The organism is Azospirillum argentinense (genome assembly GCF_000632475.1).
In the GTDB taxonomy this organism is placed as follows: Bacteria; Pseudomonadota; Alphaproteobacteria; order Azospirillales; family Azospirillaceae; genus Azospirillum; species Azospirillum baldaniorum.
Genome location: NZ_CP007796.1, coordinates 368,595 through 394,316, shown reverse-complemented (window position 1 = coordinate 394,316; position 25,722 = coordinate 368,595). Strand labels below are relative to the sequence as shown.

Sequence of the window (25,722 nt, the reverse complement as noted above, 5' to 3'; positions counted from 1 at the left end):
ATCATGCAGGACAAGACAATCGAGGCCGCCGCCCCGGGCACCGGGCAGGCCTTGCGCTACAAGGTGGCGGGCATGGATTGCCCGAGCTGCGTCGGCAAGATCGAAACCGCGTTGCGCCGCCTGCCGGGGACGTCCGGCGTCGGGCTCAACCACCATTCGCAGATTCTGCGGCTGTCGCTGGACGAGGCGGCGACGCCGCGCGCGACGGTCGAGGCGACCATCCGCGGGCTCGGCTTCGGGGTGGAGCCCGCCGATACGATCCACATTGCCGATGGCGACGGCGTGGTTACGGACGCCGCCAGCGGAACGGAGCCCCGCTGGTGGCAGACCGGCCGGGGCCGCATCACCATCCTGATCGCCCTGCTGGTCGGGGGCGGCTATCTGCTGTCGTTGCTGGCGCCGGCTGTGTCGGAGGTCGCTCTGATGCCCGCCGCCCTGTTCGGGCTGGCCGTTTTCGGGCGCCGCGCCGTCCGGCTCGCCCGCTCCGGTTCGCCCTTCAGCATCGAAATGCTGATGTCGGTGGCGACGCTGGGCGCGCTCGTCATCGGGGAGGCGGAGGAGGCCGCGGTGGTCGTCCTGCTCTTCGCCATCGGCGAGCTGCTGGAGGGTGTCGCCGCCGGGACCGCCCGTTCGGGCATCCGGGCACTGTCGGCTCTGGTCCCGCAAACGGCCCTGCTGATCGAGGGGGAGAGCGCCCGCGCGGTGCCGGTGGAGCGGCTGGAGGTCGGGCAGCTCGTGCTCGTGCGGCCCGGCGACCGCGTGTCCGCCGACGGCGTGGTGGAGGAGGGCGAGTCCGACATCGACGAATCCCCGGTCACCGGCGAGTCCGTGCCGGTCGCCAAGACCGTGGGCTCCCCGGTCTTCGCCGGCGGCATCAACGCCACCGGGGTGCTGCGCGTTCGCGTGACCCGCAAGGCGTCGGACAACACCATCGCCCGCATCGTCCAGCTCGTCGAGGAGGCGCAGGCCGCCAAATCGCCAACCGCGCGCTGGATCGAGCGGTTCAGCGCCCGCTACACCCCCGCCGTCATCGCCGTGTCGGTCCTCACCGTCCTGGTGCCGCCGCTGGCCTTCGGCGGGGACTGGCACACCTGGATCTACCGCGGTCTGGCGCTGCTGCTGATCGGCTGCCCCTGCGCACTGGTCCTCTCCACCCCGGCGGCCATCGCCTCCGGGATCGCGGCGGGCGCCCGCCGTGGCCTGCTCATCAAGGGTGGCGCCGCGCTGGAGGCGATCGGCAAGGTGCGGACCATCGCCTTTGACAAGACCGGGACGCTGACCCTGGGGCAGCCGCGGGTCACCGATATCGTCCCGCTCGACGGAAACGAGCGCACGCTGCTCGGCCTCGCCGCCACCGTCGAGAACGGCTCGGCCCACCCGCTGGCCCGCGCCATTCTGGAGCGCGCGGCGGCCGACGGCGTGCCGCTGCGCCCGGCCCGCGACCGCAAGGCCGTTCCGGGACGCGCGGTGCAGGCTGTGGTCGGCGGGCGCCTGATCGAGGTCGGCTCCCCCCGCCACGCCGTGGAGCGGGGCGGTGCCGGGTCCTTGCCCGCCGACTTGCCCGCCGACACCGTCGCCGCCTTCGAGGAGGAGGGGAAGACGGTCGCGGTGGTCCTGGCGGACGGACGGCCCGTTGGGCTCCTGGCGCTGCGCGACGAGCCGCGGCCCGATGCCGCCCGGGGGATCGCCGCGTTGCGCGGGCTCGGCGTGCGCAGCGTCATGCTGACCGGCGACAACCGCCGCACCGGTCAGGCGGTCGCCCGGACGCTCGGCTTGGCTGTCGAGGCAGAACTGCTGCCGGAGGACAAGCTGCGCGCGATCGCCGGCCTGAAAGGGCAGGGGACGGTCGCGATGATCGGCGACGGCATCAACGACGGCCCGGCCCTGGCCGCCGCCGACGTCGGCATCGCCATGGGCGGCGGCACCGACGTCGCGCTGGAGACCGCCGACGCGGCCCTGCTGGGCAACCGCGTCGAGGGGGTGGCCGACCTCGTCACCCTGTCGCGGGCGACGCTCGCCAACATCCACCAGAACGTCGCCTTCGCGCTCGGCCTGAAGGCGGTCTTCCTGGTGACGACCCTGTTCGGCATCACCGATCTGTGGCTGGCTATCCTGGCGGACACCGGGGCCACCATCCTCGTCACGCTCAACGCGCTGCGCCTGCTCCGCCGCTCTGGTGTGAGCCCGGTGCCAGCGCCCTGAAGGAGAACAACATGGCGTTGTCATGGGGAGCCCCATCCGCTGGTTTGAGGTCCGCTGGTCTGAAACTGGCGGGCACCATCGGTGCGGTGGTCCTGATCCTCGACCAGCTCACCAAATGGGTCGCGCTGGAGCATCTTCTGGAGCCGCCCCGGCTGGTCGAGGTCACGCCCTTTCTGAATGTCGTGCTCGGCTTCAACACCGGGGTCAGTTTCGGCCTGCTGGAGAACGACAGCGTCTACGGCCCCTGGCTGCTGTCCGGAGCGGCGCTGCTCGTCGTCGCCATCCTCGTGGTCTGGGCGGCCCGCTCGGACAGCCGCGCCGAGGCGGCGAGCTTCGGCGCGATCGCAGGCGGGGCGATCGGCAACATCGTCGACCGTCTCCGCCAGGGCGCCGTCACCGACTTCATCGACCTTCACGCCTTCGGCTGGCACTGGCCGACCTTCAACGTCGCCGACATCGGCATCACCGGCGGTGTCGGGCTGCTGCTGCTCTCGGGGCTGTGGCCGCGCAAGGCATCGGGCGACGATGCCCCGGCCGGCCGGGATGGCGCGCCCCGCTGAGCCGGAGACTTACGGTTCCGCCGCTGCCACGGCGCGCTTCAGAACCTCGAAGACGCGCGGATCGCCCATCTGGGCGACGTTGAAGCGCAGAAAGCCGGCGGCCGACTGGCCGACGCTGAAGACGTTGCCGGGGGCAAGGACCACCTGCTCGTCCAGCGCCGCCCGCGCGACGGCCGCCGCATCCCGGCCGTCCGGCAGGCTGCACCACAGATAGAAGCCGCCGCGCGGCATCAGCCAGGGTTGCAGGCCGATGGCCACCAGCCGGTCCGCCGTTTCGCGCCGCAGCCGCGCCAAGCGGAGGCGGAGGCCGTCGAGATGCTTGCGGTGGCCGCCGTCGCCGAGGGTGGCGAGGACGAGTTCGGCGGCGGCCGGGCTCGGGCCACCGAAATTCGTCGCGACCTGGAGATCGACCAGCGCCTCCACCCACTCCGGCCGCGCCGCGAGGTAGCCGCAGCGGACCGAGGCGGACAGCGTCTTCGAGAAGCTGCCGATCCGGATGACCTGGGACAGCCCGTCCAGAACGGCGAGGCGCGGCGAGGGGTCCGGCTCGAAGCCGGCGAAGATGTCGTCCTCGACGATGGTGACGTCGTGGGCGGCGGCGGCCTTGAGCAGCCGGTGCGCCGTCTGCGGGGACATCGTGGCGCCGGTCGGGTTGTGCAGCGCCGAATTGGTGATGTAGAGGCGGGGCCGATGCTCGGCCAGCGCCGCGGCGAAGAGCGCGGTGTCCGGACCGTTCTGCGTGTAGGGCACGCCGACGATGCGGACCTGATGGGCGCGCAGCAGAGCCTGGAAGTTGAAATAGCAGGGGTCGTCGACCAGCACCGCGTCGCCGGGGCGCAGCAGGAAGCGGCAGATCAGGTCGATCGCCTGGGTTCCCGACCCGGTCAGAAGGATCTGTTCGGCTCCGGCGGCGATCCCCTCCTCGGCGAATTGCCGGGCCAGGAGCCGGCGCAGGGCGGGCGAGCCGCGCGTGCTGCCATAATCCGCCAGAACGGAATCGTCGGCGTGGGCGAGGCGGCGGAGGGCGCGGCGCAGGGCGGCGTTGGGCATCCAGTCCGCCGGCAGCCACCCACAGCCGGGCTTCAGCATGCCCGCGTCGGCGTCGAGCGACTGGCGCGACACCCAGAAGGGATCGATGGCCCGGTCGCGGCGCGGTTCGGCTTCGGCCAGGGCCAGCGGCGGCAGGGTGCCGGACACGTAGAAACCGGAGCCGGGGCGCGAGCGGATCACGCCGTCCGCGGCGAGCCGGTCGTAGGCCTCCACCACGGTGGACGGCGACACGCCCATGGCGGTCGCGAAGCGGCGGATCGAGGGCAGCCGGTCCCCCGGCGACAGCCGGCGGTCCGTCATCCTCTGGCGGATCGCGTCCATCACCTCGACCGTCCGTGTGCCCATTCGGTTCGTCATCACGCCGCCTTCGGCAAGTGTATTGCACGCAGTACCAATACAGTTCGATGCGATTGTATGGAACTGTCGCTGTCTCCGCCAGTGCCCGCCGGGCTAGGCTCGCCCCGCAATGGCACGGGACCGGAAAGGATCATGGGATGCGGTGGGCGACGGCGGGCTGGGGCAGCGGGTTGCTGGGCGTGCTCATCTTCAGCGGATCGCTGCCGGCGACGCGCGTCGCGGTGGGCAGCTTCACGCCCCTGTTCCTGACCTCGGCGCGGGCGCTGATCGCCGCCCTGCTGGCGGCCGCTTTGCTGGCCGTGCTGCGGCAGGCCCGTCCGCGGCGTGGCGACCTCGCGCCGCTCGCGGTGGTTGCGCTCGGCGTGGTCGTCGGCTTCCCGCTGCTCACCGCGCTGGCGCTCCGGCACATCACCTCCGCGCACTCCATGGTGTTCATCGGCCTTTTGCCGCTGTCCACCGCCCTGTTCGGCGTGCTGCGCGGCCGGGAGCGGCCGAAGCCGGTCTTCTGGCTGTTCTCGGGTCTGGGCAGCCTCGCGGTGGTCGGCTTCGCCCTGGCGCAGGGCGGCGGCGCGTCGCTCACCGGAGCCGGCCTGATGGTGGCGGCCATCCTGCTCTGCGGGCTGGGCTACGCCGAGGGCGCGGTGCTGTCGCGCCGTCTCGGCGGCTGGCAGGTGATTTCCTGGGCGCTGGTGCTGACGATGCCGGTGATGGCCGGGCTGGCGCTCGCGACGATGCCGGACGCCTGGGCGGGCATCGAAACCCCGGCCTGGATCGGCCTCGCCTACGTCTCCGTCTTCAGCATGCTGATCGGCTTCGTCTTCTGGTACCGGGGGCTCGCGCTCGGCGGCATTGCGGGGGTCGGGCAATTGCAACTGCTCCAACCCTTCTTCGGGCTGTCGCTGGCGGGTCTTCTGCTGAACGAGCCGGTGGCCTGGAGCATGATCGCCGTGACCGGGCTGATCGTGCTGTGCGTCGCCGGAGCGAAGCGCTTCGCGTGAAAGGCGATCCTGGGACCATTGCTTTCGGGTTTTGAGTCTCGGCCTATGGCTATTGGGCTAACAAATCGTTTCTCGCCGCCGCCCCCCGTATCAGCTTAAAGTGGCGTCCCGCTGTGCGGCAATGGCCGCGCCCCTGTTGTAGAGGGGGTTTGGAACAAAGGACGGGACGCCTGCGTATGTCCAACGAGACCGACGTCTCCACCGCTCCCGATTTCCTCGCCAGCGGCGGCGAGATGGGCGCCCAGATGCGCGCGTTCGACTGGGCATCGACGGTGCTCGGTCCGCCCGAGGACTGGCCGCGCAGCCTGAAGACGGCGGTGCGGATCATGCTGACCTCCCGCCAGCCGATCTGGATCGGCTGGGGCAGGGACCTGATCTATCTCTACAACGACGCCTACAAGTCGATCATCGGCGGCAAGCATCCCTGGGCGCTCGGGCGGCCGACCTCGGTCGTGTGGCGGGAGATCTGGGGCGACATCGGACCGATGCTGGCAACCGCCATGACGGGGGACGAGGGGACCTACGTCGAGGGGCAGCTCCTTGTCATGGAGCGCAACGGCTACCCGGAGGAGACCTACTACACCTTCTCCTACAGCCCGGTTCCCGACGACGACGGCAGCCCCGGCGGCATCATCTGCGCCAACTCCGACGACACGCAGCGGATCATCGGCGAACGGCAGCTCACCCTGCTGCGCGATCTGGCCGCCGGCACCGCCGACGCCCGGACCCTGCCGGAGGTGTGCGAGCGCAGCGCTCAGGCGCTCGCCACCAACCCGCGGGACATGCCCTTCGCGCTGCTCTATGTGGCCGAGCCCGATGGGGCCAGCGCGGCCCTCGCCGGGTCCTGCGGCATCGGGCGCGGCCATCCGGCGGCTCCGGAAACGCTGGCGGTGGACGGCACATCGGTGTGGCCCTTCACCCCGACGCTCCACGACCCGGTGCTGGTCGACGATCTCGCTGCGACGTTCGGCGCCGACCTTCCGCCCGGCGTCTGGCGGCGTCCGCCGGCCCAGGCCGCGGCGATTCCGGTTCCTGCCAGCGGCGAGGCGGGGCGGGCCGGCCTTCTCGTCGTCGGCCTGAATCCGTTCCGCCTGTTCGACGACGGCTACCGGCGCTTCCTGGGGCTGGTGGCGGGGCAGATCGCCGCGGCCATCACCAACGTCCAGACCTACGAGGCCGAGCGTCGGCGGGCCGAGATGCTGGCCGAGATCGACCGCGCCAAGACGGTGTTCTTCTCGAACGTCAGCCACGAGTTCCGCACGCCGCTGACCCTCATGCTGGGGCCGTTGGAGGAAGTGTTGCAGGCCGAGCCGGAGCGGATGGCGGACCATCGCGAGGACCTGGTGGTGGTCCACCGCAACGGGCAGCGCCTGCTCAAGCTCGTCAACGCGCTCCTGGATTTCTCGCGCATCGAGGCCGGGCGGACCCAGGCGCGCTACGAGCCGACCGACCTCGCGTTCTACACGGCCGAACTGGCGAGCGGCTTCCGCTCGGCCTGCGAGCGGGCCGGGCTGCGCCTCGTCGTCGACTGCCCGCCGCTTCTCGGTCCGGTCCATGTCGACCGCGGCATGTGGGAGACGGTCGTCCTCAACCTGCTGTCGAACGCCTTCAAATTCACCTTCCAGGGCGCGATCGCGGTGTCGCTGAGGCCGGTGGGCGAGGGCGCCGAACTCCGGGTGAGCGATTCCGGCACGGGCATCCTCGAATCCGAACTGCCGCGCCTGTTCGAGCGCTTCCACCGGGTCGAAGGCGCGCGGGGCCGCAGCCATGAGGGCACCGGCATCGGCCTCGCCCTGGTCCAGGAACTCGTCAAACTGCACGGCGGCACGATCCGGGTCGAGAGCGAGATGGACCACGGTTCGGTCTTCATCGTCACCGTGCCGTTCGGCACCGCCCACCTTCCGCAGGAGCGCGTCCTGGCGGAGCCGACCGGCGCCCCAGCTGGCGCGCGTACTCAAACCTATGTGGAGGAGGCACTGCGCTGGCTGCCCGGCTCGGCCGCCGCCGAAGGCGGAGCGCCGGTCCCCTTCATCGGCGCCGCGGAGACGGTGGTGGCGCCGGAGACGGGTGGGTGTCCGCGCCTCCTGCTGGCCGACGACAACGCCGACATGCGTGACTATGTGAGCCGCCTTCTCAATGGCCGCTACGCGGTCGAGGCGGTGCCCGACGGTCAGGCGGCCCTGGCGGCGATGCGCGCGAACCGACCGGACCTCGTTCTGACCGACATCATGATGCCCGTGCTGGACGGCTTCGGCCTGCTGCGCGCGATCCGCGAGGATGCCGACCTGCGCGACCTGCCGGTCATCCTGCTGTCGGCCCGGGCGGGCGAGGAGGCGAGCGTCGAGGGCCTGTCGGCCGGCGCCGACGATTATCTGGTCAAGCCGTTCTCGGCGCGCGAGCTGATCGCCCGCGTCGACACCGCCCTGGCCATGGTGCGCCTGCGCCGCGAGGTGGACAACGCGCTGCGCGAGAGCGAGGCGCGCTTCCGCAATCTCGCCGACCACGCCCCGGTGATGGTCTGGGTCACCGAACTCGACGGCTCCTGCACCTATCTCAACAAGTCCTGGTACGAGTTCACCGGACAGACTCCCGAGACGGGGTTGGGCTTCGGCTGGCTGGAAGCGACTCATCCCGACGACCGTCAGGCCGCCGAGGACATGTTCCTGGCCGCCAACGCGAAGAAGGAAGCGTTCCGGTTGGAGTACCGGCTGCGACGGGTCGATGGGGCCTATCGCTGGGCGATCGACGCCGCCGCCCCGCGCTTCGACGCGGAGGGCGGATTCCTCGGCTACATCGGTTCGGTGATCGACATCACCGAGCGCAAGGAGGTCGAGGACGCGCAAAGACGCCTCAACGACCTGCTGGAGCAGCGCATCGCCTCGGCGATCACCGAGCGGGAGCAGGTCGAGGCGCAGCTTCGCCAAGCCCAGAAGATGGATGCGGTCGGCAAGCTGACCGGCGGGGTGGCGCACGACTTCAACAACCTTCTCCAGGTGATCTCCGGCAACCTCCAACTCCTGGCGAAGGACATCGCGGGGAACGACCGGGCCGAGCAGCGGCTTCAGAACGCGCTGAGCGGCGTCAGCCGGGGATCGAAGCTGGTTTCCCAGCTCCTCGCCTTCGGCCGCCGCCAGCCCCTCGCCCCCCGCGTGGTCAATCTGGGCCGGCTCGTCCGCGGGCTCGACGAGATGCTGCGCCGCGTGCTCGGCGAGGGGGTCGAGATCGAGACCATGATCACCGGCGGCCTGTGGACCACCTTCGCCGACGAGAGCCAGGTCGAGAACGCGCTGCTCAATCTGGCGATCAACGCCCGCGACGCCATGAACGGCCACGGCCGGCTGACCATCGAGGCCGGCAACGCCTTCCTGGACGATCCCTACGCCGCCCGGCACGCCGAGGTGGAACCCGGCCAGTACGTCATGCTGGCGGTGACGGACACCGGCTGCGGCATCCCGCCGGACGTGTTGGATCACGTCTTTGAACCGTTCTTCACGACCAAGCCCGAAGGGCAGGGCACCGGCCTTGGCCTCAGCATGGTCTACGGCTTCGTCAAGCAGTCGGGCGGGCACGTCAAGATCTACAGCGAACCCGGCCAGGGGACCACGGTCCGCGTGTATCTTCCGCGCGCGCATCAGGCGGAAGACGTCGTGACGGTGATCGACAATGGGCCGGAGGCGGGCGGGTCGGAAACCGTGCTGGTGGTCGAGGACGATGACGACGTGCGGGCGACCGTGGTCGAGATGATGGCCGATCTGGGCTATCGCGTGCTCAAGGCGCGGGACGCGCAGAGCGCGCTGGCCATTGTGGAAAGCGGGGTGCCGATCGACCTGCTGTTCACCGACGTCGTCATGCCGGGGCCGCTGCGCAGCCCGGATCTGGCGCGCCGCGCGAAGGAGCGTCTGCCGGGGATCGCGGTCCTGTTCACCTCGGGCTACACCGAGAACGCGATCGTGCATGGCGGGCGGCTCGATCTCGGCGTTGAACTGTTGAGCAAGCCCTACACCCGCGAGGCGCTGTCCCGTAAGGTTCGGCATGTCCTGCGCAACCAGCAGCAGCGATCCATGGGGCAGTCCGGAAAAAGGGAAGCGACCGCGAATCCATCCGCCGAACCCGCGACGGCGACGGCGGACGGCCGTCAGGGCCTGCGCGTGCTTGTGGTGGAGGACGATGCGCTGATCCGCCTCGTCACGGTGGAGATGCTGACCGGGCTCGGCCATTCGGTCGTCGAAGCGGGCAACGCCGAGGAAGCCCTGTCGATTGCCGAGACCCAGCCCGTCGACGCGCTGCTGACCGACATCAGCCTGCCGGGACAATCGGGAGAGCAGCTGGCCGCCGCGCTGCGCAAACGTCACCCGGCCCTGCCGGTGGTGTTCGCGTCGGGGGCCGACCGGGCGCCCGCCGGCGGCGTGCACCTGCCGAAGCCCTACGACGCCGCCGCCTTGGCCGAGGCGTTGGACAAGGCGGTGAAGCCGCCCTGCTGAGCGCCCTTTCCGTCGCCGGCGACTACAGCCGGGCCGCCCTCCGTCCCGCCACTGCGGACTTGACAGAGGGCTTGATGATGGGCGCGGTGGCCTTCGCTCACGGCGTCAGGAACAGCGCCGAGGTCCAGATCCGCGACTGGTCGCGCTGGCGTGCGGTCAGGAACAGCGGATGTTCGCGGCCCGGGGCGAGGGCGAGGTCGGCGAGCGGGATGCGCCCGGCGAGGTCGCGGGGCAGGGGCGCCTCGGTGACCCGTTCCACCGTCACCTCCAGTTCCGTGCCGGGCAGAACACGCGTGACCCGTCCGGCGTCGGCGTCGGCCAGCAGCGCGTCGCCGTCGATGTCCAGAACCGCCTCCGGGGCGTGCGGGTTGGGCGGCGGGGTCAGCGGGTTGCCGACCTTCACGTAGGTGCCAATGGCGAGCCGCACCTGGATTCGCGCGCCGGCCAGCCGCGACAGCGCCAATTCCACCCCGTCGCTGTCGCCGTGGGTGACGGTGCGGATGGCGACGGTGGTGGCGTCGCGGCGCCAGCAGCCCTGTTCCGGATGGTCGAAGCCGAAGGGTTCGACCCGCTGCACGGCGGCGCCGGTGACGGTGATCCCGCCGTCCCAATAGGCGCCGCGGTAGCGGTCCTTGATGCGGGCGCCGCCCAGCCGCAGGCGGATCTTCCTCTCCGACAGGCCCAGCTCGCGGTGCAGGTCGCGTTCCCAGACCAGCCGGTCGCCGTCGAACAGGCGCAGATTCTCCCACCCGCGGTCACCGAGCAGGCGGTAATCCAGCGCGTCGCCAGCGGCGGCCTGCACCACCTCGCCCATCCAGCGGTCGCCCAGACGCAGGCTGGCGAAGCTGCGCTCCCCGGTGGTCGCGAAGGTCCGCCGCGCGCGCATCGCCCGGCCCACCGACGCGCGGTCCAGCCGGTCGGCGAAGACGCCGGTCAGCCCGCCGCGCGCGCCGAACACCGCGGTCGCCGGCGCCCCGCCGCCGCAGCGCCCCTGATGCTCGTCGCTGCTCGCCGAGGCGCCGAGCCGGTAGCCGCGGGCCAGAGCCTCGGCATAGACCCAGTGGAACTGGCCCCAGGCGGACCCGATCTCGATCAGCCGCTCCAGCTCCGGGTGGTGCCAGTCGAGGTTGCAGCGTCGCCCGCCGACATGGGGGATCAGCAGATGGCCCTCCGGGTCGTCCTGATACGCGGTGTAGAGATCGTCGAGCGGCCAAGCGCCGGGGCGCAGCGCGCCGCGGGTCGACTCGTTCCATTCGAAGGAGCGCACCGGCTGGCCCCGCCCGTCCGCCGGGAAGCGCGGCTGGCCGTCGCGCAGGAAGATCACGTTGTGGTCGCCGCCCGCCGCGGAGTTGCCGCACCATTCCGTGCCGGGGTAGCAGACGAAGCGGTCCGGCTCGTTGTAGCGGTCGATCAGGCCGACCGCCTCGGTCCAGGCGCGCTCCGTCACGTTGAAGTCGTTGGCGGTGTAGCCCAGCACGTCCAGCCCGGCCACGTCGCGCCCGTAGGACAGGTTGTAGGCGGTGTCGTTGGTGCCCACCGTGTCGTTGGAATGGACGTGCAGGTCGGCGTAGACGGCGCGCGGCGCCGCGTCCTCGGCGGTGATGAAGGCTTCGGCGGAGGCGAGGCCCGGCGCCGTCGCGGCGATCCGCCATTCCCCGGCGCCGAGGTCGAGCGCCTCGCGCCGGACCAGCCAGCCGTTCGCCTGGGGATCGGGGACCAACGCGACCGTCCGTGCGCTTTCGCCCTCCGGCCCCGTGCCATTCGGCCCGGTGACGGTGAGGGTGGCGTCCAGCGTGGCGTCAAGGCAGCAGTTGCCCCAGGCGTCGTCGGCGCGCAGCAGCAGCACGGCCGGGCCGGGGGCGATCAGCCGCGGCGCGACCAGCCGTAGGGCGGCGGGAACGCCCGGCACGATGTCGATCACGCAGTCGCCCGGCACCTCCGCGTATTTCTGGCTGCCCAGCGGGTCGATGAAGACGCGGAAGCGGAAGCCCTGCTCGACGAAGGTCTGCACCCGCGTGCCCGGCCCGCCCTGGCGCCGGTCGCCCAGCCGGATCACGATGCGGTCGCCGGGATTCAGGTAGCCGTCGATCACGTCGATGACGATGGCCTTCTGGTAGGGCCGCTCGTGTCCCTTCTGGTCGAAGCGCACCTTCAGCGCCTGCACGGTGGCCGGGCTCTGCCCCGGCACCAGCGGCCCGGCCTCGTACTCGGCGGAGACGAAGTTGGCCGCCGTGGGGTCGCTGGTCTGAAACAGCGCCCAGTCCGAATAGAACTTCATCGCCAGCTTGATCCCCGCCCCGTCGGCGAGGCCCGACCCGCCGACCTCGTAGACCAGCGTCACCTCCGTCCATTCGCCGGCCACCAGCCGCCGGTGGGAGCAGGCGGTGGCGCCGAGGAAGGGACGGGCCTTGTTCCGCTCGTAAAGGCCGGCGGGGGCAATGTGGCCGGCGGGGACGGGATCGCTCATGGGACGGGACCTCGGGCATGGGGGCGGCGCGCCGCAACGGCTAATACATTGCATAACAAGTTCGATGATACAATATAAGACATGTGGGGCGTCCCACCGGATGGTGCCGTGTTCGGGGAGGATCGGCGCGCTTGAGCCGGCCGGACTGCGGTGGCATCAAGGCGCGGACACGATCGCCACGGGCAGGGAGGGAACGGTGGCCCCGATGCGGGACAATTTGGTGCGGGACAGTTTGGTGCGCGACAACGCGACGGCCCTCTACCGGCAGATCGCCGACCGCCTGCGCGAGGAGATCGCCGCGGGCCGGTTCGAGCCGTCGGGCCGCCTGCCGAGCGAGAGCGAGATCGGCATCCGCTTCGCGGTCAGCCGGGTGACGGTCCGCCTCGCGCTCGACCGGCTTGAAGCGGAAGGGTTGATCGAGAGGCGCAAGGGCAAGGGCACCTTCACGGCGGGCAAGCGCGTCCGCCACCCGCTGGACCGGCTGCGCAGCTTCCACGAATCCCTGCGGCTCCAGGGGCTGAACGCCAGCATGCGCCATTTGTCGGCGGGCATGACCGTCACACCGCCGGACCTGACGGGGGCGTTCGGCCCGCGCTGCCTGGAGGTGCGCCGCCTGCATCTGGTGGATGGGGAGCCGGTGGCGCTGGGGCGCAGCCTGCTGTCTCCGGACCTGGAGGGCGTCGACTGGGCGGCGGCGGGGGAGAGGCCGGTCTACGCCATCCTCAGGGAGGTCACCGGGCAGCCGGTGGTCGGCGCCGATGTCGAGGTCAAGGCCGAGGCCGCCGGTGCGGCGGTCGCCGAACCGCTCGGCGGGACGGCGGGGATGCCGGTCCTGGTGATGATCCGGCGGTCGTTCTTCGCTGACGGCACTTGCGCCGACCACGCCGTCTTCCACGTCCGTCCGGAGCGTTACAGCTTCGTGCTGTCCCACCGCTGGGAGGGGTAAAGCCGCGGACCGCTCAGCGCAGCGTCTCGGCGCAACCGTCGAGGCCCAGCCCGCGGCACAGCGCCTGGGCCAGCAGGCGTCCGTCGGGATTGTCCGGCCCGAGCGTGCCGGGCGGACGCCCCAGAAGCGGGTAGAGCATCATGCCGCCCTGCGGGTCCTGCGCGACGTTCCGGGCGAGCTGTTCCGCCAGCGGCACCGTGTAGGTCGGCCCGCCGAGCTGGCTCGGCGGCACCTGGACGCCGAGGGCGAGCGGCCCCTTCCAGACCTGCCGGTAAGCCTGCCAGGCCTGCCAGGGATCGAAGGTCGGGCCGCCCTCATAGGCCATGATGGAGACGAGGTCGATCGCCGCCGCCTGCGGGGAGCGCAGCAGGTTGAGAATCGACCCGGTGTGGGGGCCGCGCGGCTGGGCGTCGCGGAAGGCGCCCTCGCCATAGGCCCCGATGCTCCAGCCCGGCACGGTCAGCAGCAGGGGGCGCGGGAAGGCGGCGCGGAAACGCGCGACCAAATCCAGCCACATCGCGTCGGACAGGCAGCGCACCCGGCCCCGGACCGAACAGCCGGGGGACACCGGTTCGAAATCCAGATCGATCCCGTCGACGCCCAGGTCCTGGACCAGCCGCACCAGCGCGTCGAGGTTCAGCGCGTCCCAATTGGCGTAGTTGGCCCCGCCGACGGCGAGCAGCACGCGGGTGCCCGGCTGGCGCTGCTTCAACAGCGCGATGGCGTCCCTCAGCACCGTGCCGGGAAAGCCGTACTGCAAGCCGGTTTCCTTGAGGTCGAGGCGGCCGGGATAAGTGGCGTCCGGCCGGACGAAGGACAGGGCGACCAGATTCATGTAGCCGGGAAGCGTCGCCAGAGTCGTGGCGGCCGGGCCGGTGGCCGGGCGCTCGTACCAGCTGTCGTGATAGACGAGCAGGGGACGCGCCGGCAGACCTTGCGCGCCCGTGCCCGCTTTCGCATCCGTCATGCCACCCGCCAGCAGCCCGGCGGCGAGGGCCAGGGCGCCTAGAACACGTCGCGCCCGAACAGGCCGGTGGTCACGGTGCTGATGATGATCTTTGCATCGAGCCATAGCGACCAGTTCTCGATATAGTGGATGTCCATGTCAACCCCGACGCGCGCCTTCTCGACGGTGTGGATGCCGCCGCGCATGCCGTTGATCTGGGCCCAGCCGGTGATCCCCGGCTTGACGCGGCTGCGCGCCGCGTATTCGCGCGCCACCTCGGCGTAGCGCTGGTTGCCGACCCGCATGTTCGGGACATGGGCGCGTGGGCCGACCACCGACATGTCGCCGGTCAGCACGTTGAAGAGCTGGGGCAGCTCGTCGATGCTGGTCCGGCGGAGAAAGCGGCCGACGCGGGTGATGCGCGGGTTGTCGCGGCTGGTGCCGACGGCGCCGTCGTCGCTGTCGTCCACCTTCATGGTGCGGAACTTCAGCATCGTGAAGGGGCGGTTGTTGAAGCCAACGCGGGTCTGCCGGAAGATGATCGGCCCCGACGAATCCAGGCGGACCGCGATGGCCGCGGCCAGCATGAAGGGTGAGGCGACGAGCAGACCCAGGCCGGCGACGGCGACGTCCTCGATCCGCTTCACGACGATCTGCATGCCGCGCAGCGGCTGCCGCATCACCAGAAGGGCCGGGATGTCGCCGATGTGCCGCAGGTTGGCGAGCCGCAGCCGGATGCTCTCCTCGTCCAGCGGAATCAGGATGTCGAGGGAGATCATCTGAAGCTGCATGCGCAGGCTGTGGATGCGCATCGCCGCCCGCCAGGGCAGGGCGATGACGACCATGTCGACACGGTTGTCCGGCAGGAAGCGCTTGAAGTCCGTCAGGTCGCCGGACACCGGGAGGCCGGCCAGGGACGCCGGCCGGCGGTCGCTGTCGCGGTCGTCGAACAGGCCGAGAATGCTGTAGTTCGCCCGGTGCTCCGGCAGGGACAGGTGGGCGATCATCCGCTCCGCGACGTCGGTCGCGCCCAGGATGACGACCCGGCGGCGCAGCACCCCGCGCTCCTCCAGAAGCCGCACGCCCCGCGCCGCCACGGCTCGTCCCGCCCCCAGAGCGGCGAGCGCCGTCCCGCCCCACAAGGCGAGCATGTCCGATGGGCCGACCTCCGGAAGGAAAGCCCAGATGAGCAGGGACAGGACGGTTCCGGCCGGCAGCAGGCCGCCGACCACGTCCAGCAGCGACTTGCCCCAGTGCCGGTAATTCTCGACCCGGTAGGCGCCGATGGTGGTCATGGCGCGCAGATAGACGCCGAGCGTGATGGCCGTGAAGATGACGGCCTGGATGAGCAGGCGGCCGTCGTCGAAGGACTCGCCGTCTGTCCGGGCGGTCCAGACGGCCCAGGCGGCAAGGCCGGCGAGCGCCAGCAGGAACCCGTCCGTCCCCTTCACCAGCCGGTTGACCAACCCGTGGGTCCAGTGCAGCCAGCCATCCCGCGCCCCGGCGAAGTCACCGGGAGGCGGCGCGACGTCCGGCGGTGCGGCGTCCGGTGCGACGTCTGGCGGGGTGGCCGGCGGCGACGACGCGGCAGGGTCCGGAACGGCGCTTCGCTCTTCAGCCGGAGAACGGACCTGCACGTCGTCGCGCATGGCGGTTTCTTACCCCTGCACGAAGCGGCGGATGATCGGCTTCAACGCCTGCCCCAGCGGGTGGGAGCGAAGCCGGCGGGTCAGGCCGGTCTGCCGGATGAATTGCATCGGCGTCCGCGGCGTGCGGAACACGGTGACGGGCTGGCCGAACAGCTCGGTGTCGCGCACGAAATGGCGCGAAGCCATCGCGCCGACCAGCATGGCGCGGTAGCGCTCCGCCCAGTCCGGGCGGGCCAGAAGCAGCTTGTTGTCGCCGATGGCGAAAGGGGCGAGGGCTCCCGGCCGATCGGCCATGAAGCGGCACATGCCCTCGGACACGGCAGGGAATTCCGGGTTGAAATAGTCGTCGAGGACGATCACCCCGCCGTCGGCGAGGCTGTCGTCGGCGATGCCCAGGTCGTGGCGCGTGATGTCGGCGGTGTGGCCGCCATCGATGCTGAACAGGCGGACCGCGGGACCCAGCCGGCCGGCGAGGCCGGTCCAGGCGAGAGTCGTCGAGTTGCCCTTGACCACTTCGACCGACGCCGGTTCGATCCCGAAGCGGACGAGGTTGGCGCGGAAGGCCGTCTCGTCGCCTTGTCCCGACTGGTCGACGTTGAATTGCTGGTCGTCGAACAGATCGATGGCGAAGGCCCGCTCACCCGCTTGGCGTACCAGCGCCAGCAGGATGAACAGCCGTCCGTGATGGACGCCGATCTCGCCGACGCTCCCCGCCACGCCCTCGGCGCTCTGCCAGACGCCGACCGTGGCGATCAGGCTGGCGTCCAGGCGCGACAGCCAGCCGTCCACACGGCGATGGCCGCCATGCACATAGCGGTGCAGCGCCGACGAAAATGCTATTGGGGGTTGAGGTGACATGATGACCTCTTACTACCACACTGTTCAAAATGGCTTAAGCAAGTATTGGCGACGCCGATACGATAAATTTCGACAAAGAGTCACAACCGAGTTTTGCAATTCTGTCGCATTTTGAAGATTTCCGGAGGGGTGTAGCCTGGTGATCCTGCTGCGCTCGCCTTGCGATTCATTGGTCATGCTCATGATTGGTGGTTCCCGCCATGCATGGCGATCACGTTGCAGACATCGGCGGAGCAAGGCCGGGGACGCGGCGGCGGTCATGGTCTTCCCATGCCGAAGACCGGGCGTTTCGGTGGGTGAAGGGGGCGCTGGGCGCCGGCCTGCCGGCGGGCGTTGCGCCAGTAGAGGGCGAGCGCCATCACGCTGGCGACCTCGCCGGGCGTGAAGACGACGGAGTAGATGGTCGAGGTGGCCAGGGCGAACAGGACGTAATCGCCCAGCGCCTGGGTCATGGGATCGTCGCCGGTGGCGGCCTTGCGGGCGCTGCGCAGCGCCGCGACGTAGAAGGCCGCGATCAGCACCGCGCCGATGACGCCGTATTCGAAGACGATGCCGATCCAGCCGATGTCGGCGAGGTAGAATTGATTGTTGCCCAGGATGTCCGCCAGGGTCACGTTGCTGAAGCGGGTGACGGCGCCCACCCCCAGCAGCCAGCGCAACGGAGTCACCTCCAGGTAGTCGAGCGCCAGGACGATGGAGTTCTGGCGGATCGAGAGGGAGGCGCCGAGCATCTGCTCGGCTCGGTTGGCAAGGTCCGCGCTGTAGACGGCCGCCAGGACGACCGTTGCCAGCAGGGCCATGCCGACCGCCAGGATCCGCCACCAGCCGCGCGCCGAGGTGATCATGGCGAAGCCGACCACCAGGACGACGCTGCCCAGAGCCGTGCGCTGCTTGTAGATCAGGACCATCAGCAGCAGCCCGACCAGCAGCAGCGGGATGGTCCACCATTCCCGGTACGCGCAGAACCGCCGGGACAGGTAGAAGAGGAAGAGCACGCCGAAGAACATCGGCATGAAGATGCGCGGGCCGCGCTCGACGTCGTACATCAGCAGCTTGCTCTTCAGCGGGTCGGTGGCGTAGGCCTCCGGCGGGATGACCAGCCACAGAGCGAGCATGATGACGAAGGTGCCGGCGCCGAGCGCGATCAGCGCGCCGCGCACTTGCGGCAGCGTCGGGCGCAGCATCGTCAGAAGGGCGGCGAGGGAGAAGTAATAGGCGAAGGGCCAGACCTTGACCGTGGTCGCCATAGCATCGGTCAGCCCGTTGCCGAGCTGGACCATGGACACTGCCGGGGTGATCGCCACGAGGTAGGCGAGCAGGGCGATGCACAGCGACTTGAACGGCAGCTCGATCTGCGCCAACGCGTAGACGGCGAGCGGGATGGTCAGGACCGGCCAGCTTTTCGACAGGGCATAGAGCGGCGGGACATCGACCAGATAATGGAAGCTCTGCCCGAAGAGGGGCAGCACCGCCAGCAGGATCATCACCGTCAGGGAGCCGGGCAGGGCACGGCGGGGCGCCGCCACCCGGACGGGCGACAGGATGCGGCCGCGCTGCCGGGCTCCCAGCTCGACGATCATGGGCGCGCCGCCGGCTTCGGGCGCGCTTGACCCCGCTGCTCCGACCACCAGGCCGACAGCGCGATGCCGAGCAGCGGCAGGGATTCCACGAAGACCCGCCGGGCGTGGCCGCGCGGGTTCTGGCCCAGCCGGTACAGCCATTCCAGGGCGAAGCGGCGGAACAGCGGCGGCGCGCGTTCGACCAGTCCCGTCACGAACAGCAGCGAACTGCCGACGCACAGCCCGACGCCGGTGGCCTGTCCGGTGTTCCGGATGGCCAGCGCCAGGCACTCCGACTGCGGTGCGCCGACCGCCAGGAAGACGAAGCGGGCCGGGTGGTCCAGCACGAAGCGGACGCAGCGCTCGACCTCCCGCGGGTCGGCGGCGAAGCCCATCGGCGGGTCGTGCCGGGTCAGCCGGGTCAGGCCGAAGCGGTCGCGCAGGCGGCGCTCCAGCTCGTCGTTGCCACCGATCACCGTGACGGTATCGTCCGGCGCGATGACGTGCGCGAACAGGTGGGCGGTGAGGTCGCTGCCGCTGGCGCTGGGCAACGGCTTGCGGAACAGCCGGCGGGACAGGTGCCGCATGATCTGGCTGTCGCACAGCCGCAGCCACGCGCCGTCGTAGGCGGCGCGGAATTGGGCGTCGCCGCCGCGGTGAAGCCGCACCACATGCTGCGCGTTCGGCGTCACGACATAGGCGAAGGGGGCCGCCGGCGCACGTCCGGCGATGGCCTGGGCGGCACCGGCCACGTCGAGGCGGGTGATGGCGACCCCGAAGACGGTGTCCGTGGGATGCTCCCGCCCCGGTTCGGTCTGGGGCGTCATCATGGGAAGGTCGTGATCGCGCCGGTTTGACGGCTGATCGTGTAGTTGAACGTGCGCTCGAACGGGACGACGCGGTTGATGAACTGCTCGACCCACAGGCCGGTTTCGGCGATGGAGCTGCGCGGCACGAACAGGATGTCGCCGGCGACCAGCGGCACGTCGCCGGCCGCTGTCCCGGTCTCGATGAACCGGCGGGTGTCGATGGTGCGCAGCATCGGCTTGTTCTCGGGGTTGCGGCGGATCAGCACCACCTCCTCGTACCGCGCCTCGCGGTCGAAACCGCCGGCCAGCATGATCACCTCCATCACGCCGATGCGGCCGTTCAGCAGGTAGGTGCCGGGGCGGGCGACGGCGCCACCGATGTAGGCGCGGTTCGACGGAGTCTCCTTCAGCCCGATGCTGACCTGCGGGGCGCGCATCCAACGCCGCGCGCGCGTCTCGACCACGGTGGCCAGTTCGCCCGGCGTCAGCCCGGCGGCGTCGACCTGCCCGGCCATGCGCAGCCCGGCGGAGCCGTCGGGACCGATCATCACCTCCTCGTCCATGTCGGGCGCGAGCATGAACTTGACCTGGAAGCGGTCGCCCGGACCCAGCCGGTAGGGCGGGGTGGAGTCCTCCCAGCGGGCGAAGCCCTCGGGCATCGTCTCCTTTGGAGTCAACGACTGGCCGGTGCACGCGCCGAGCGCCAGCAACGCCGCCAACAGGAAGCCCCGCATCGCGGCCATCCGCATCACAGCCATCGGTAGATCACCTGTGGAATGTGGAAGTGACGGCCGGTCAGCACCAAGCCGACGATGTCGCCGCCGGACGCGAGGATGGAGTCGCGCATCCGTGCGGCGACCGGCGCACGGGTGTGCTCGGCGCGGGCGATCAGGATGTTCGCATCCACCATCGGCGACAGCCGGCGGGCAAGATGGCTGTTCCCGATCGGCGGCGACAGAATCAAAATGATGTCAAAGCGTTGATTCAGCCGTTCCAGCATCTGGCGCGACTGGGCGATGGGGGTGCGCAGGCTGCCCAGCGCCGATCCCGTCGCCTGCCGCGACACCCAGAGCAACGGCACGGCGGAGGGCAGCGCTTCGAGATCGCCGGTGCCCTGCGGCTCGATGGTCGGCAGCCCCTCGCCGGCTCCGCTGTCCGCTTCCCCAGCCGCCTCGCCGTCGGCACCTGCGTTAATCGCCGTCAGCTGGCCGGTGCCGTCGCCGCAGAGGTCGATGACCAGCGTCCGCAGGCCCCGCCCCTTGGCGAATTCCAGCGCCAGCCCGCGCGCCACGATGGCGTCGCCGTCGCCGTCGTTGGCGGTCACGAACTGGATCAGCGCCATCGGCTGGTCGTCCAGGCCATGGTCGCGCAATTGGGCGGCCAGATGGATCAACTCCTGCTGGGCGCCGGGGGACACCAGCTCGCCGTCGGTGTCGGAGAAGCTGGCGATGGCCGGGACGCCCAGGTCGCGCTCAATCTCATGCGGCAGGATGTAGACCTGGCGCAGCCATGTCGCCAGCACGCCGGCCGCCCCGCCCAGCAGGATGCCGCCGACCAGACCGGCGATGATGAAGCTCGGCGCCATGCTCGTCCCGGTCGCCGGGGCCACCGCGGGCTGCACGACGCGCACGTTGGAGAAGCGCACCTTGGCGGCCTCCTCCTCGGCGCGGGCGGCCTCGGTGCGCTGGGCGTAGTCGCGGTAGATGTCCTCCATCACGCCGCGCGTGCGCTCCAGGTCGCGCAGCTCGCTTTCCGCCTTGCGCAGGCGCCCGACCTTCTCCACCGCCACCGTGTGCTGGCGGTTCAGCTCGTCGAGCTGCCGGGCCACCGCGTCCTGCTCGATCTCCAGCGTCAGCAGATGGTTGTTCAGGAAGGGGATGGACGGGTTGCGGACCTCGCGCGTGGTGTTGTAAACCGGCTTGTCGCCGCCCTTCATCGACTGCCGGACCGTCCGGATCTTCCGCTCCAGCTCCTGGAGGGGCGGGTAGTCGGGCAGGAACTGCGAGGCCATCCGGTCGCGCTCCAGCTCCAGGCGGAGCAGCACGTTGCGGTCGTCGTCGTTCTGGGTCTGGTTGCTCTGCTCCCGGAAATCGAACACCCGCTCCGGCAGGGCGGCGAGCCGTTTCTTGGCCGCCGTGACCTCCGCCTGAAGGGCCGCCTGGCGCTCCTGGGTCTGCCGGCGGCGCTGCACGATGCTGTCCACCTGGTTGGCGGCCAGCAGGCTTTCCTGCCCGAGATCGACGATGTCGTATTCCGACTTCAGCGCCTGGATCTGCCCCTCGATGCTCTTCAGCTGGTCGGAATGGCGGGCCAGTTCGGAGGCGAGGAAGGGGGAGCGCGGAACGTCGAAGATCGCGCGGCGGCGCTTCAGGTAGGCGTCGGCCAGGGCGTTGACGGTGTCCGCGGCGAGATCCGGGTCCTCGTGGCTGAAGCTGAGGCGCACGATGTTGGAGGAGGACTGCTGCTCCACCTGAAGGCGGCGCTTGAACTTGTCGATGGCTTTTTCGAGCTGGTCCTGCGGGCTGTCGGCGGGCAGGAGGCCGAAGAGGCGCGGGCGGGCGATTTCCGGGAACAGCGTGACCGGATCCAGCGCGCTCAGCGTGTCCTCGATCACCCGGCGGCTTTCCAGGATGCGGATCTCGCTGTCCACCGACTTCAGCCCGTCGATCGACAGGATGGAGGGCAGGGTCCCGGCCACGTCGCTGATCCCCGCATGCGCGCGGTCGATCATCATCATGACCAGACTTTCCGCGGCGTAGCGCGTGCGCGCATAGGTGGCGGCGGTCAGTCCGGCAATGATCGAAAGAAGAGCGACGATCAGGATGATACGCTTGTGATAAAAAGCGAGTATCAGGAGGTCGCGCGGCGTAAATGCCGACACACCGCTGGAGAACAGGACCCCATGCGATTGCTGACCCGACGAACCATCCGGCTGGTCAGCCGATTGACTCTGCCTGCGATTTTCCAGATGTTGGGACAGCATCTTTTACGGGTACCGTAGCGTGTGGATCGAACACTTTACTGGTAGGGTTTACCACGTCCGGTGTAGACCTGTCATGGGGTGGTTGGGGTTTTGAAGCATTTTGTCTCAATTTTTAGCTATTTGCTTTTTGCCGAATCCCCTCACTTTTGGTTGGGTGCCAGGATGCCGGCCCCAGCCCCACCGAGCCACGCGCCATGAACCACAGACTGTCCTCCCTGAAAGCCGCGATCGAACTCCGTCACCCGCGGATGTTCCGCCGGCTGACCTGGCTTCGCGACCGGCTCGCGCCCTATTACGCCGAGCCGGAGCTGCGCCTGCTTCCCGCCTTGTGCGCGCCGGGAGAGGCCGCCTACGACATCGGCGCCAACAGCGGCATCTACACCTTCTGGCTTTGCCGCACCGCGGCCAGCGTGACGGCCTTCGAGCCGAACCCGAAGCTTGCGGCGTTGCTGGAGAGCAAGTTCGCGCCGCTGATCGCGTCCGGCCGGCTGCGGGTGGAGGGGTGCGCGCTGAGCGATGGCGACGGGTCGATCGTGCTGCACGTTCCACGCTCGTCCGCCCTGGCCTCGGTCGAGGCGGGGGCGGTGGGCGCCCATGGCGAGGAGGTGGACGCGGTCACCGTCCCGCGCCGGACGCTGGACCGCTATGACGACCGTCCGGTCGGCTTCCTGAAGATCGATGTGGAAGGGCACGAGTCCGCGGTGGTCGGCGGCGGCCTCCGCCTGATCGGGCGCGACCGTCCCAACCTGCTGATCGAGGCGGAGGAGCGCCACAATCCCGGAGCCCTGGCGGCGCTGCAGGCGCGGCTGGCCCCGCTGGGCTATCGCGGCTACTTCGTCCTGGCGGGACGCCTGTGCACGCTGGACGGCTTCGATCCGGATCGCCACCAGTCCCGCTCGGCCCTCAACGCGGCGGGCACCCATCGCGTCAAGGGGCGGATCTACATCAACAACTTCATCTTCGTCGCGCGCGACGGCGTGGCCGACCGGCTGCGCGCCGCGCTCGGCCAATCAAGCGGGAGCTGATCGCGCCAGCGGTGGCATCAGCGGTGGCATCAGCGGCGGCAATCGACCTCGGGCCAGGGCCGCTTCTGGTAGAAGGGGCGCAAGGTCAGGATCTTCGCCACCTTCCAGATGCGGCTCTGCCGCTCGGGGCACAGATCGTTCACCGCCGAGGTCGGGTTGCCGCGCCACCAATCGGGAAGGTGGACCTCGACCTCGTAGGTGTTCAGGTGCAGCTCGGGTTCGCGGATCCACCAGCCATAGGGCAGACGGTCGAAATGGGTGCGGATTTCCTGGCGGATGTCGATGGCGCGCCATTCCTCCGCGTCCTGCGCTTCGGCCGGGCGGCCATGCCCGAGCAGCGCCGCGGCAAGGCACAAAGCCAGCACGGCATGGTCTTTCCGGTGCCCGTGCCTTTTCGTCACCATGGTCATCAACCGATTGTTCTCCCTGCGCGGCCCAACACGGCGGGTCGCCACGCGTCTCCGGATCTCTTCCGCTTCCGCAACAACCCTTTATCCCATAGAGCGTGATGCGTCTCCAGACATGGCATGCCTTCGGGCGTTACGGCGTCGGCCTTGGGCTGCGCGGGGTGGAGGTCGTCGGCAAGCTCGGCCTCTATATCATAGCGGCGCGCGCGCTGGGCGCCCATGATGCCGGCCTGTTCTTCCTGTGCCTGACCTGGATCGGCCTGGCATCGACCATGGCGCGGCTGGGGCTCGAACGGGCGATCACGCGGCACATCGCCGCCGAACTGGCCATCGGCCAGGGGCGGGCGGCCGGCCGTGACCTGCGGACCGGGTTGATCGGCACGGGACTCGCCGCAACCCTGGCCGCGGTGGTGGCCTTCGCTCTGGCCGGGCCGGCGTCGCACCTGCTGTTCGGGGCGCCGGACCTCGAAACGCCGCTGCGCCTGTCGGCCCTGGCCCTGCTGCCGCAGACCCTGACAATCACCATCGGATCGGCCCTGGCGGGGCTGAAGCGGGGCATCGCCGCGCAGTTCGTGCAGAACGCGCTGTGGCCGGTGCTGATGCTCGCCGCCCTTCTGGCGGGGGTGTCCAGCCTCGATTCCCTGATCCTGGCCCTGGCCGGGGCGTTGACGTTCACCGCCGCGATCGGGATGGCCCTTCTCGCGCGGGACCGCCGCCGCTTCACCGACCATTCCGTGGCCGCCGATGCCGGGTCTTCGAACGGGCCGGCGGAGGTTCTGCCGTCGCTGTGGCACACCGCCTTTCCCCTGTTCGTCGTCGAGCTGGTGCAGGTGTCGCTGGCGTCGCTGCCGGTGCTCGCGCTGGGCGTCTTCGTGGACGCGGCCTCGGTCGGCGCGTTCAGCGTGGCGAACCGCATCTCCATGCTGGTCTGGGTCGTCGTCATCAGCATCGGCACCTTCGCCGCGCCCAACTACGCCGAACTGCATCGCCGCGGCGAGACGTCCCGTCTGCTGGCCATGAACCGCGGCATCATGCTGGCCGTCGCGGGGCTGAGCCTGCCCATGGTGTCGGTCATGATGATCGTGCCGGAGCTGTTGCTCGATCTGGTCGGGCAGGGGTTCGGCAGCGCGGCGACGGCGCTGCGCGTCCTGGCCGCGGGCCAGATGATCCACTGCCTTCTGGCCTGCCAGGACATCCTGCTGGCCATGACCGGGCATGGGCGCACGCTGCGCCGGCTGAACCTGCTGCAGCTTGCCGTGTGCATCGTGCTTGGCGCCGTCCTGATCCCGGCCTTCGGCATGACCGGAGCGGCGGCGGTGACGGCCCTGACGGTTGCCCAGGGAGCGATCGGAACGACGCTGGTGCGCCTCCTGCTTTTCAGGAGCCCCAAGGAGTCCGCGATGGCCGGCCGCCTCTAACCAACTTGACCAAGCCAGAGGCCCCACCCATATTGGTCAAGCTGGTTAAGAGGAGGGGGCCATGGGCCATATCAGCCTGTATGATGCGAAGACGCACCTCTCGGGGCTGGTCGACCGGGCGGCGGCCGGCGAGGAATTCGTCATCGCCAAGAACGGCGTTCCCATGGCCAAGCTGGTTCCGCTGCCCAAGGTGACGGCACCCCGCACGCCGGCCCGCGCGCTGGGCGTCACCCGGATCGCGCCGGATTTCGACGATCCCGACCCGCAGATTGAAGCGCTGTTCGCCGGTGGCGGCCCGCATGATGGACCGGATCGCGGGACGGACCGCTGATGGACCTGCTGCTCGACACCCACGTCTTCCTCTGGTGGGATGCCGGCGCTGACCCGATCAGCCCGGCGGTGCGGGACGCGATCGCCAATCCGGACAATCGCGTCTATGTGAGCGCGGCCTCCGTGTGGGAGATCGCAATCAAGAGCAGCAAGGGGAAGCTGGCTTTCTCCGGCTCTCCGAGCGCCGCGATTGCCTTGAACAGCTTCCTGCCTCTGGCCATTGACCCGGCGCACGCGGAGCGGGCCGGAGGCTTGGAGTGGTCGCATCCCGACCCGTTCGACCGCATGCTGGTGGCGCAGGCCCAAGCCCGGAACCTGACGCTGGTTCACGCCGATGGCGTGATCGCCGATTACAAGGGCGTCGCGCAGATGTGGGCACGTTCCTAGCGCAGCAACGGATGGGCTAAAGCGGATTGTCGGTGAGTATAGACGGAATTTTGGCTGGCCTGAGCGGTTGGAGGACGACACCGCTGAAGGACCTCACGCCATGGGCCAGCCATATTCCGCCGATCTGCGCGAACGGGTTCTGCTGGCTTATGAGCGCCACGAGGGCGGCCCCGAGTTGCTGGCGCGACGCTTCCAGATCAGTCGAGCCTGTGCGTACAACTGGGTGCGGGCCGCGCGCCTTGAGGGGCGGCGGGTCGCCAAGCCGCATGCCGGCGGCGTACCAGCCTAAC

The 25,722-nt window shown here is 69.9% G+C and carries 20 protein-coding genes; 10 read left to right on the top strand and 10 right to left on the bottom strand.

Annotated elements, in window-relative coordinates; genetic code table 11:
• Window positions 1-3: 3 nt before the first annotated feature.
• Window positions 4-2,202 (top strand): heavy metal translocating P-type ATPase, encoded by a 2,199-nt coding sequence (locus ABAZ39_RS28025; RefSeq protein ID WP_051658659.1) that lies wholly within the window; start codon window positions 4-6, stop codon window positions 2,200-2,202.
• Window positions 2,203-2,246: 44 nt separating this feature from the next.
• Window positions 2,247-2,762, top strand: a complete 516-nt coding sequence (gene lspA, locus ABAZ39_RS28020; protein WP_247874685.1) for a signal peptidase II — start codon at window positions 2,247-2,249, stop codon at window positions 2,760-2,762.
• A gap of 9 nt (window positions 2,763-2,771) precedes the next feature.
• Here the strand turns inward: lspA and ABAZ39_RS28015 are convergent, their stop codons facing one another.
• The gene (locus tag ABAZ39_RS28015) at window positions 2,772-4,169 is read right to left on the bottom strand and encodes an aminotransferase-like domain-containing protein (RefSeq protein ID WP_040137550.1); all 1,398 of its coding nucleotides are present in this window, start codon (window positions 4,167-4,169) and stop codon (window positions 2,772-2,774) included.
• A 137-nt stretch (window positions 4,170-4,306) separates the two neighbouring features.
• On the opposite strand from ABAZ39_RS28015, the gene ABAZ39_RS28010 reads away from it, so the two are divergent.
• Window positions 4,307-5,167, top strand: a complete 861-nt coding sequence (locus ABAZ39_RS28010; RefSeq protein ID WP_040137549.1) for a DMT family transporter — start codon at window positions 4,307-4,309, stop codon at window positions 5,165-5,167.
• A 176-nt stretch (window positions 5,168-5,343) separates the two neighbouring features.
• Entirely contained in the window at window positions 5,344-9,648 is a 4,305-nt protein-coding gene (locus ABAZ39_RS28005; RefSeq protein ID WP_063922742.1) for a response regulator, read from the top strand.
• Between the two features lie 97 nt (window positions 9,649-9,745).
• On the opposite strand, the gene ABAZ39_RS28000 is transcribed toward ABAZ39_RS28005, so the two are convergent.
• Complete coding sequence (locus tag ABAZ39_RS28000) at window positions 9,746-12,115, bottom strand: PHP domain-containing protein (protein ID WP_040137548.1); 2,370 nt, start codon at window positions 12,113-12,115, stop codon at window positions 9,746-9,748.
• A gap of 205 nt (window positions 12,116-12,320) precedes the next feature.
• On the opposite strand from ABAZ39_RS28000, the gene ABAZ39_RS27995 reads away from it, so the two are divergent.
• Window positions 12,321-13,061, top strand: coding sequence for a GntR family transcriptional regulator (locus ABAZ39_RS27995; RefSeq protein WP_040137547.1), 741 nt, complete (start codon window positions 12,321-12,323; stop codon window positions 13,059-13,061).
• A gap of 13 nt (window positions 13,062-13,074) precedes the next feature.
• Here ABAZ39_RS27995 and ABAZ39_RS27990 read toward each other — a convergent pair whose 3' ends face one another.
• The 7 genes from ABAZ39_RS27990 to ABAZ39_RS37245 all read right to left on the bottom strand — a co-directional run bounded on the left by ABAZ39_RS27990 (window position 13,075) and on the right by ABAZ39_RS37245 (window position 21,619).
• Window positions 13,075-14,028, bottom strand: a complete 954-nt coding sequence (locus tag ABAZ39_RS27990; protein WP_040137546.1) for a glycosyl hydrolase family 18 protein — start codon at window positions 14,026-14,028, stop codon at window positions 13,075-13,077.
• A 38-nt stretch (window positions 14,029-14,066) separates the two neighbouring features.
• Complete coding sequence (locus ABAZ39_RS27985; protein WP_081863391.1) at window positions 14,067-15,656, bottom strand: exopolysaccharide biosynthesis polyprenyl glycosylphosphotransferase; 1,590 nt, start codon at window positions 15,654-15,656, stop codon at window positions 14,067-14,069.
• A 9-nt stretch (window positions 15,657-15,665) separates the two neighbouring features.
• On the bottom strand, window positions 15,666-16,514 hold the full coding sequence (locus ABAZ39_RS33520) for a class I SAM-dependent methyltransferase (protein WP_247874686.1): 849 nt from the start codon (window positions 16,512-16,514) through the stop codon (window positions 15,666-15,668).
• A 257-nt stretch (window positions 16,515-16,771) separates the two neighbouring features.
• Entirely contained in the window at window positions 16,772-18,094 is a 1,323-nt protein-coding gene (locus tag ABAZ39_RS27975) for a hypothetical protein (RefSeq protein WP_051658656.1), read from the bottom strand.
• Window positions 18,091-18,903, bottom strand: coding sequence for a WecB/TagA/CpsF family glycosyltransferase (locus ABAZ39_RS27970; RefSeq protein ID WP_040137545.1), 813 nt, complete (start codon window positions 18,901-18,903; stop codon window positions 18,091-18,093). The genes ABAZ39_RS27975 and ABAZ39_RS27970 overlap by 4 nt, the downstream gene beginning before the upstream one ends.
• The gene (locus ABAZ39_RS27965; RefSeq protein WP_247881774.1) at window positions 18,900-19,640 is read right to left on the bottom strand and encodes a polysaccharide biosynthesis/export family protein; all 741 of its coding nucleotides are present in this window, start codon (window positions 19,638-19,640) and stop codon (window positions 18,900-18,902) included. Before ABAZ39_RS27965 ends, ABAZ39_RS27970 begins: the two co-directional genes overlap by 4 nt.
• A complete protein-coding gene (locus tag ABAZ39_RS37245) occupies window positions 19,631-21,619 on the bottom strand; it encodes a GumC family protein (RefSeq protein WP_247881773.1) in 1,989 nt (662 codons plus the stop codon). Before ABAZ39_RS37245 ends, ABAZ39_RS27965 begins: the two co-directional genes overlap by 10 nt.
• Before the next feature lie 440 nt (window positions 21,620-22,059).
• Here ABAZ39_RS37245 and ABAZ39_RS27955 point away from each other — a divergent pair, with 440 nt between their 5' ends.
• Window positions 22,060-22,890, top strand: coding sequence for an FkbM family methyltransferase (locus ABAZ39_RS27955; RefSeq protein WP_051658654.1), 831 nt, complete (start codon window positions 22,060-22,062; stop codon window positions 22,888-22,890).
• Between the two features lie 29 nt (window positions 22,891-22,919).
• Here ABAZ39_RS27955 and ABAZ39_RS27950 read toward each other — a convergent pair whose 3' ends face one another.
• Complete coding sequence (locus tag ABAZ39_RS27950) at window positions 22,920-23,300, bottom strand: hypothetical protein (RefSeq protein WP_040137543.1); 381 nt, start codon at window positions 23,298-23,300, stop codon at window positions 22,920-22,922.
• 98 nt (window positions 23,301-23,398) lie between these two features.
• Here ABAZ39_RS27950 and ABAZ39_RS27945 point away from each other — a divergent pair, with 98 nt between their 5' ends.
• The 4 genes from ABAZ39_RS27945 (at window position 23,399) to ABAZ39_RS35910 (ending at window position 25,721) form a co-directional block, all read left to right on the top strand.
• Window positions 23,399-24,715, top strand: coding sequence for an oligosaccharide flippase family protein (locus ABAZ39_RS27945; protein ID WP_040137542.1), 1,317 nt, complete (start codon window positions 23,399-23,401; stop codon window positions 24,713-24,715).
• A 61-nt stretch (window positions 24,716-24,776) separates the two neighbouring features.
• On the top strand, window positions 24,777-25,046 hold the full coding sequence (locus ABAZ39_RS27940) for a type II toxin-antitoxin system Phd/YefM family antitoxin (protein WP_051658653.1): 270 nt from the start codon (window positions 24,777-24,779) through the stop codon (window positions 25,044-25,046).
• The gene (locus ABAZ39_RS27935) at window positions 25,046-25,432 is read left to right on the top strand and encodes a type II toxin-antitoxin system VapC family toxin (RefSeq protein WP_040137541.1); all 387 of its coding nucleotides are present in this window, start codon (window positions 25,046-25,048) and stop codon (window positions 25,430-25,432) included. The genes ABAZ39_RS27940 and ABAZ39_RS27935 overlap by 1 nt, the downstream gene beginning before the upstream one ends.
• 100 nt (window positions 25,433-25,532) lie before the next feature.
• On the top strand, window positions 25,533-25,721 hold the full coding sequence (locus ABAZ39_RS35910; protein ID WP_144243659.1) for a helix-turn-helix domain-containing protein: 189 nt from the start codon (window positions 25,533-25,535) through the stop codon (window positions 25,719-25,721).
• The last annotated feature ends 1 nt before the right edge of the window (window position 25,722 follow it).

Bases quoted from the DNA above. Each gene is read 5' to 3' on its own strand.
- ABAZ39_RS28005 (WP_063922742.1), top strand. From the start codon at position 5,344: ATGTCCAACGAGACCGACGTCTCCACCGCTCCCGATTTCCTCGCCAGC.
- ABAZ39_RS27975 (WP_051658656.1), bottom strand. From the start codon at position 18,094: ATGATCGTCGAGCTGGGAGCCCGGCAGCGCGGCCGCATCCTGTCGCCC.
- ABAZ39_RS33520 (WP_247874686.1), bottom strand. From the start codon at position 16,514: ATGTCACCTCAACCCCCAATAGCATTTTCGTCGGCGCTGCACCGCTAT.
- ABAZ39_RS35910 (WP_144243659.1), top strand. From the start codon at position 25,533: ATGGGCCAGCCATATTCCGCCGATCTGCGCGAACGGGTTCTGCTGGCT.
- ABAZ39_RS27945 (WP_040137542.1), top strand. From the start codon at position 23,399: ATGCGTCTCCAGACATGGCATGCCTTCGGGCGTTACGGCGTCGGCCTT.
- ABAZ39_RS27955 (WP_051658654.1), top strand. From the start codon at position 22,060: ATGAACCACAGACTGTCCTCCCTGAAAGCCGCGATCGAACTCCGTCAC.
- ABAZ39_RS27970 (WP_040137545.1), bottom strand. From the start codon at position 18,903: ATGATGACGCCCCAGACCGAACCGGGGCGGGAGCATCCCACGGACACC.
- ABAZ39_RS28015 (WP_040137550.1), bottom strand. From the start codon at position 4,169: ATGACGAACCGAATGGGCACACGGACGGTCGAGGTGATGGACGCGATC.
- ABAZ39_RS27940 (WP_051658653.1), top strand. From the start codon at position 24,777: ATGGGCCATATCAGCCTGTATGATGCGAAGACGCACCTCTCGGGGCTG.
- ABAZ39_RS27990 (WP_040137546.1), bottom strand. From the start codon at position 14,028: ATGACGGATGCGAAAGCGGGCACGGGCGCGCAAGGTCTGCCGGCGCGT.
- ABAZ39_RS27935 (WP_040137541.1), top strand. From the start codon at position 25,046: ATGGACCTGCTGCTCGACACCCACGTCTTCCTCTGGTGGGATGCCGGC.
- ABAZ39_RS28000 (WP_040137548.1), bottom strand. From the start codon at position 12,115: ATGAGCGATCCCGTCCCCGCCGGCCACATTGCCCCCGCCGGCCTTTAC.
- ABAZ39_RS28025 (WP_051658659.1), top strand. From the start codon at position 4: ATGCAGGACAAGACAATCGAGGCCGCCGCCCCGGGCACCGGGCAGGCC.
- ABAZ39_RS37245 (WP_247881773.1), bottom strand. From the start codon at position 21,619: ATGATGATGATCGACCGCGCGCATGCGGGGATCAGCGACGTGGCCGGG.
- ABAZ39_RS27965 (WP_247881774.1), bottom strand. From the start codon at position 19,640: ATGGCTGTGATGCGGATGGCCGCGATGCGGGGCTTCCTGTTGGCGGCG.
- ABAZ39_RS28010 (WP_040137549.1), top strand. From the start codon at position 4,307: ATGCGGTGGGCGACGGCGGGCTGGGGCAGCGGGTTGCTGGGCGTGCTC.
- ABAZ39_RS27995 (WP_040137547.1), top strand. From the start codon at position 12,321: ATGCGGGACAATTTGGTGCGGGACAGTTTGGTGCGCGACAACGCGACG.
- ABAZ39_RS27950 (WP_040137543.1), bottom strand. From the start codon at position 23,300: ATGACCATGGTGACGAAAAGGCACGGGCACCGGAAAGACCATGCCGTG.
- ABAZ39_RS27985 (WP_081863391.1), bottom strand. From the start codon at position 15,656: ATGCGCGACGACGTGCAGGTCCGTTCTCCGGCTGAAGAGCGAAGCGCC.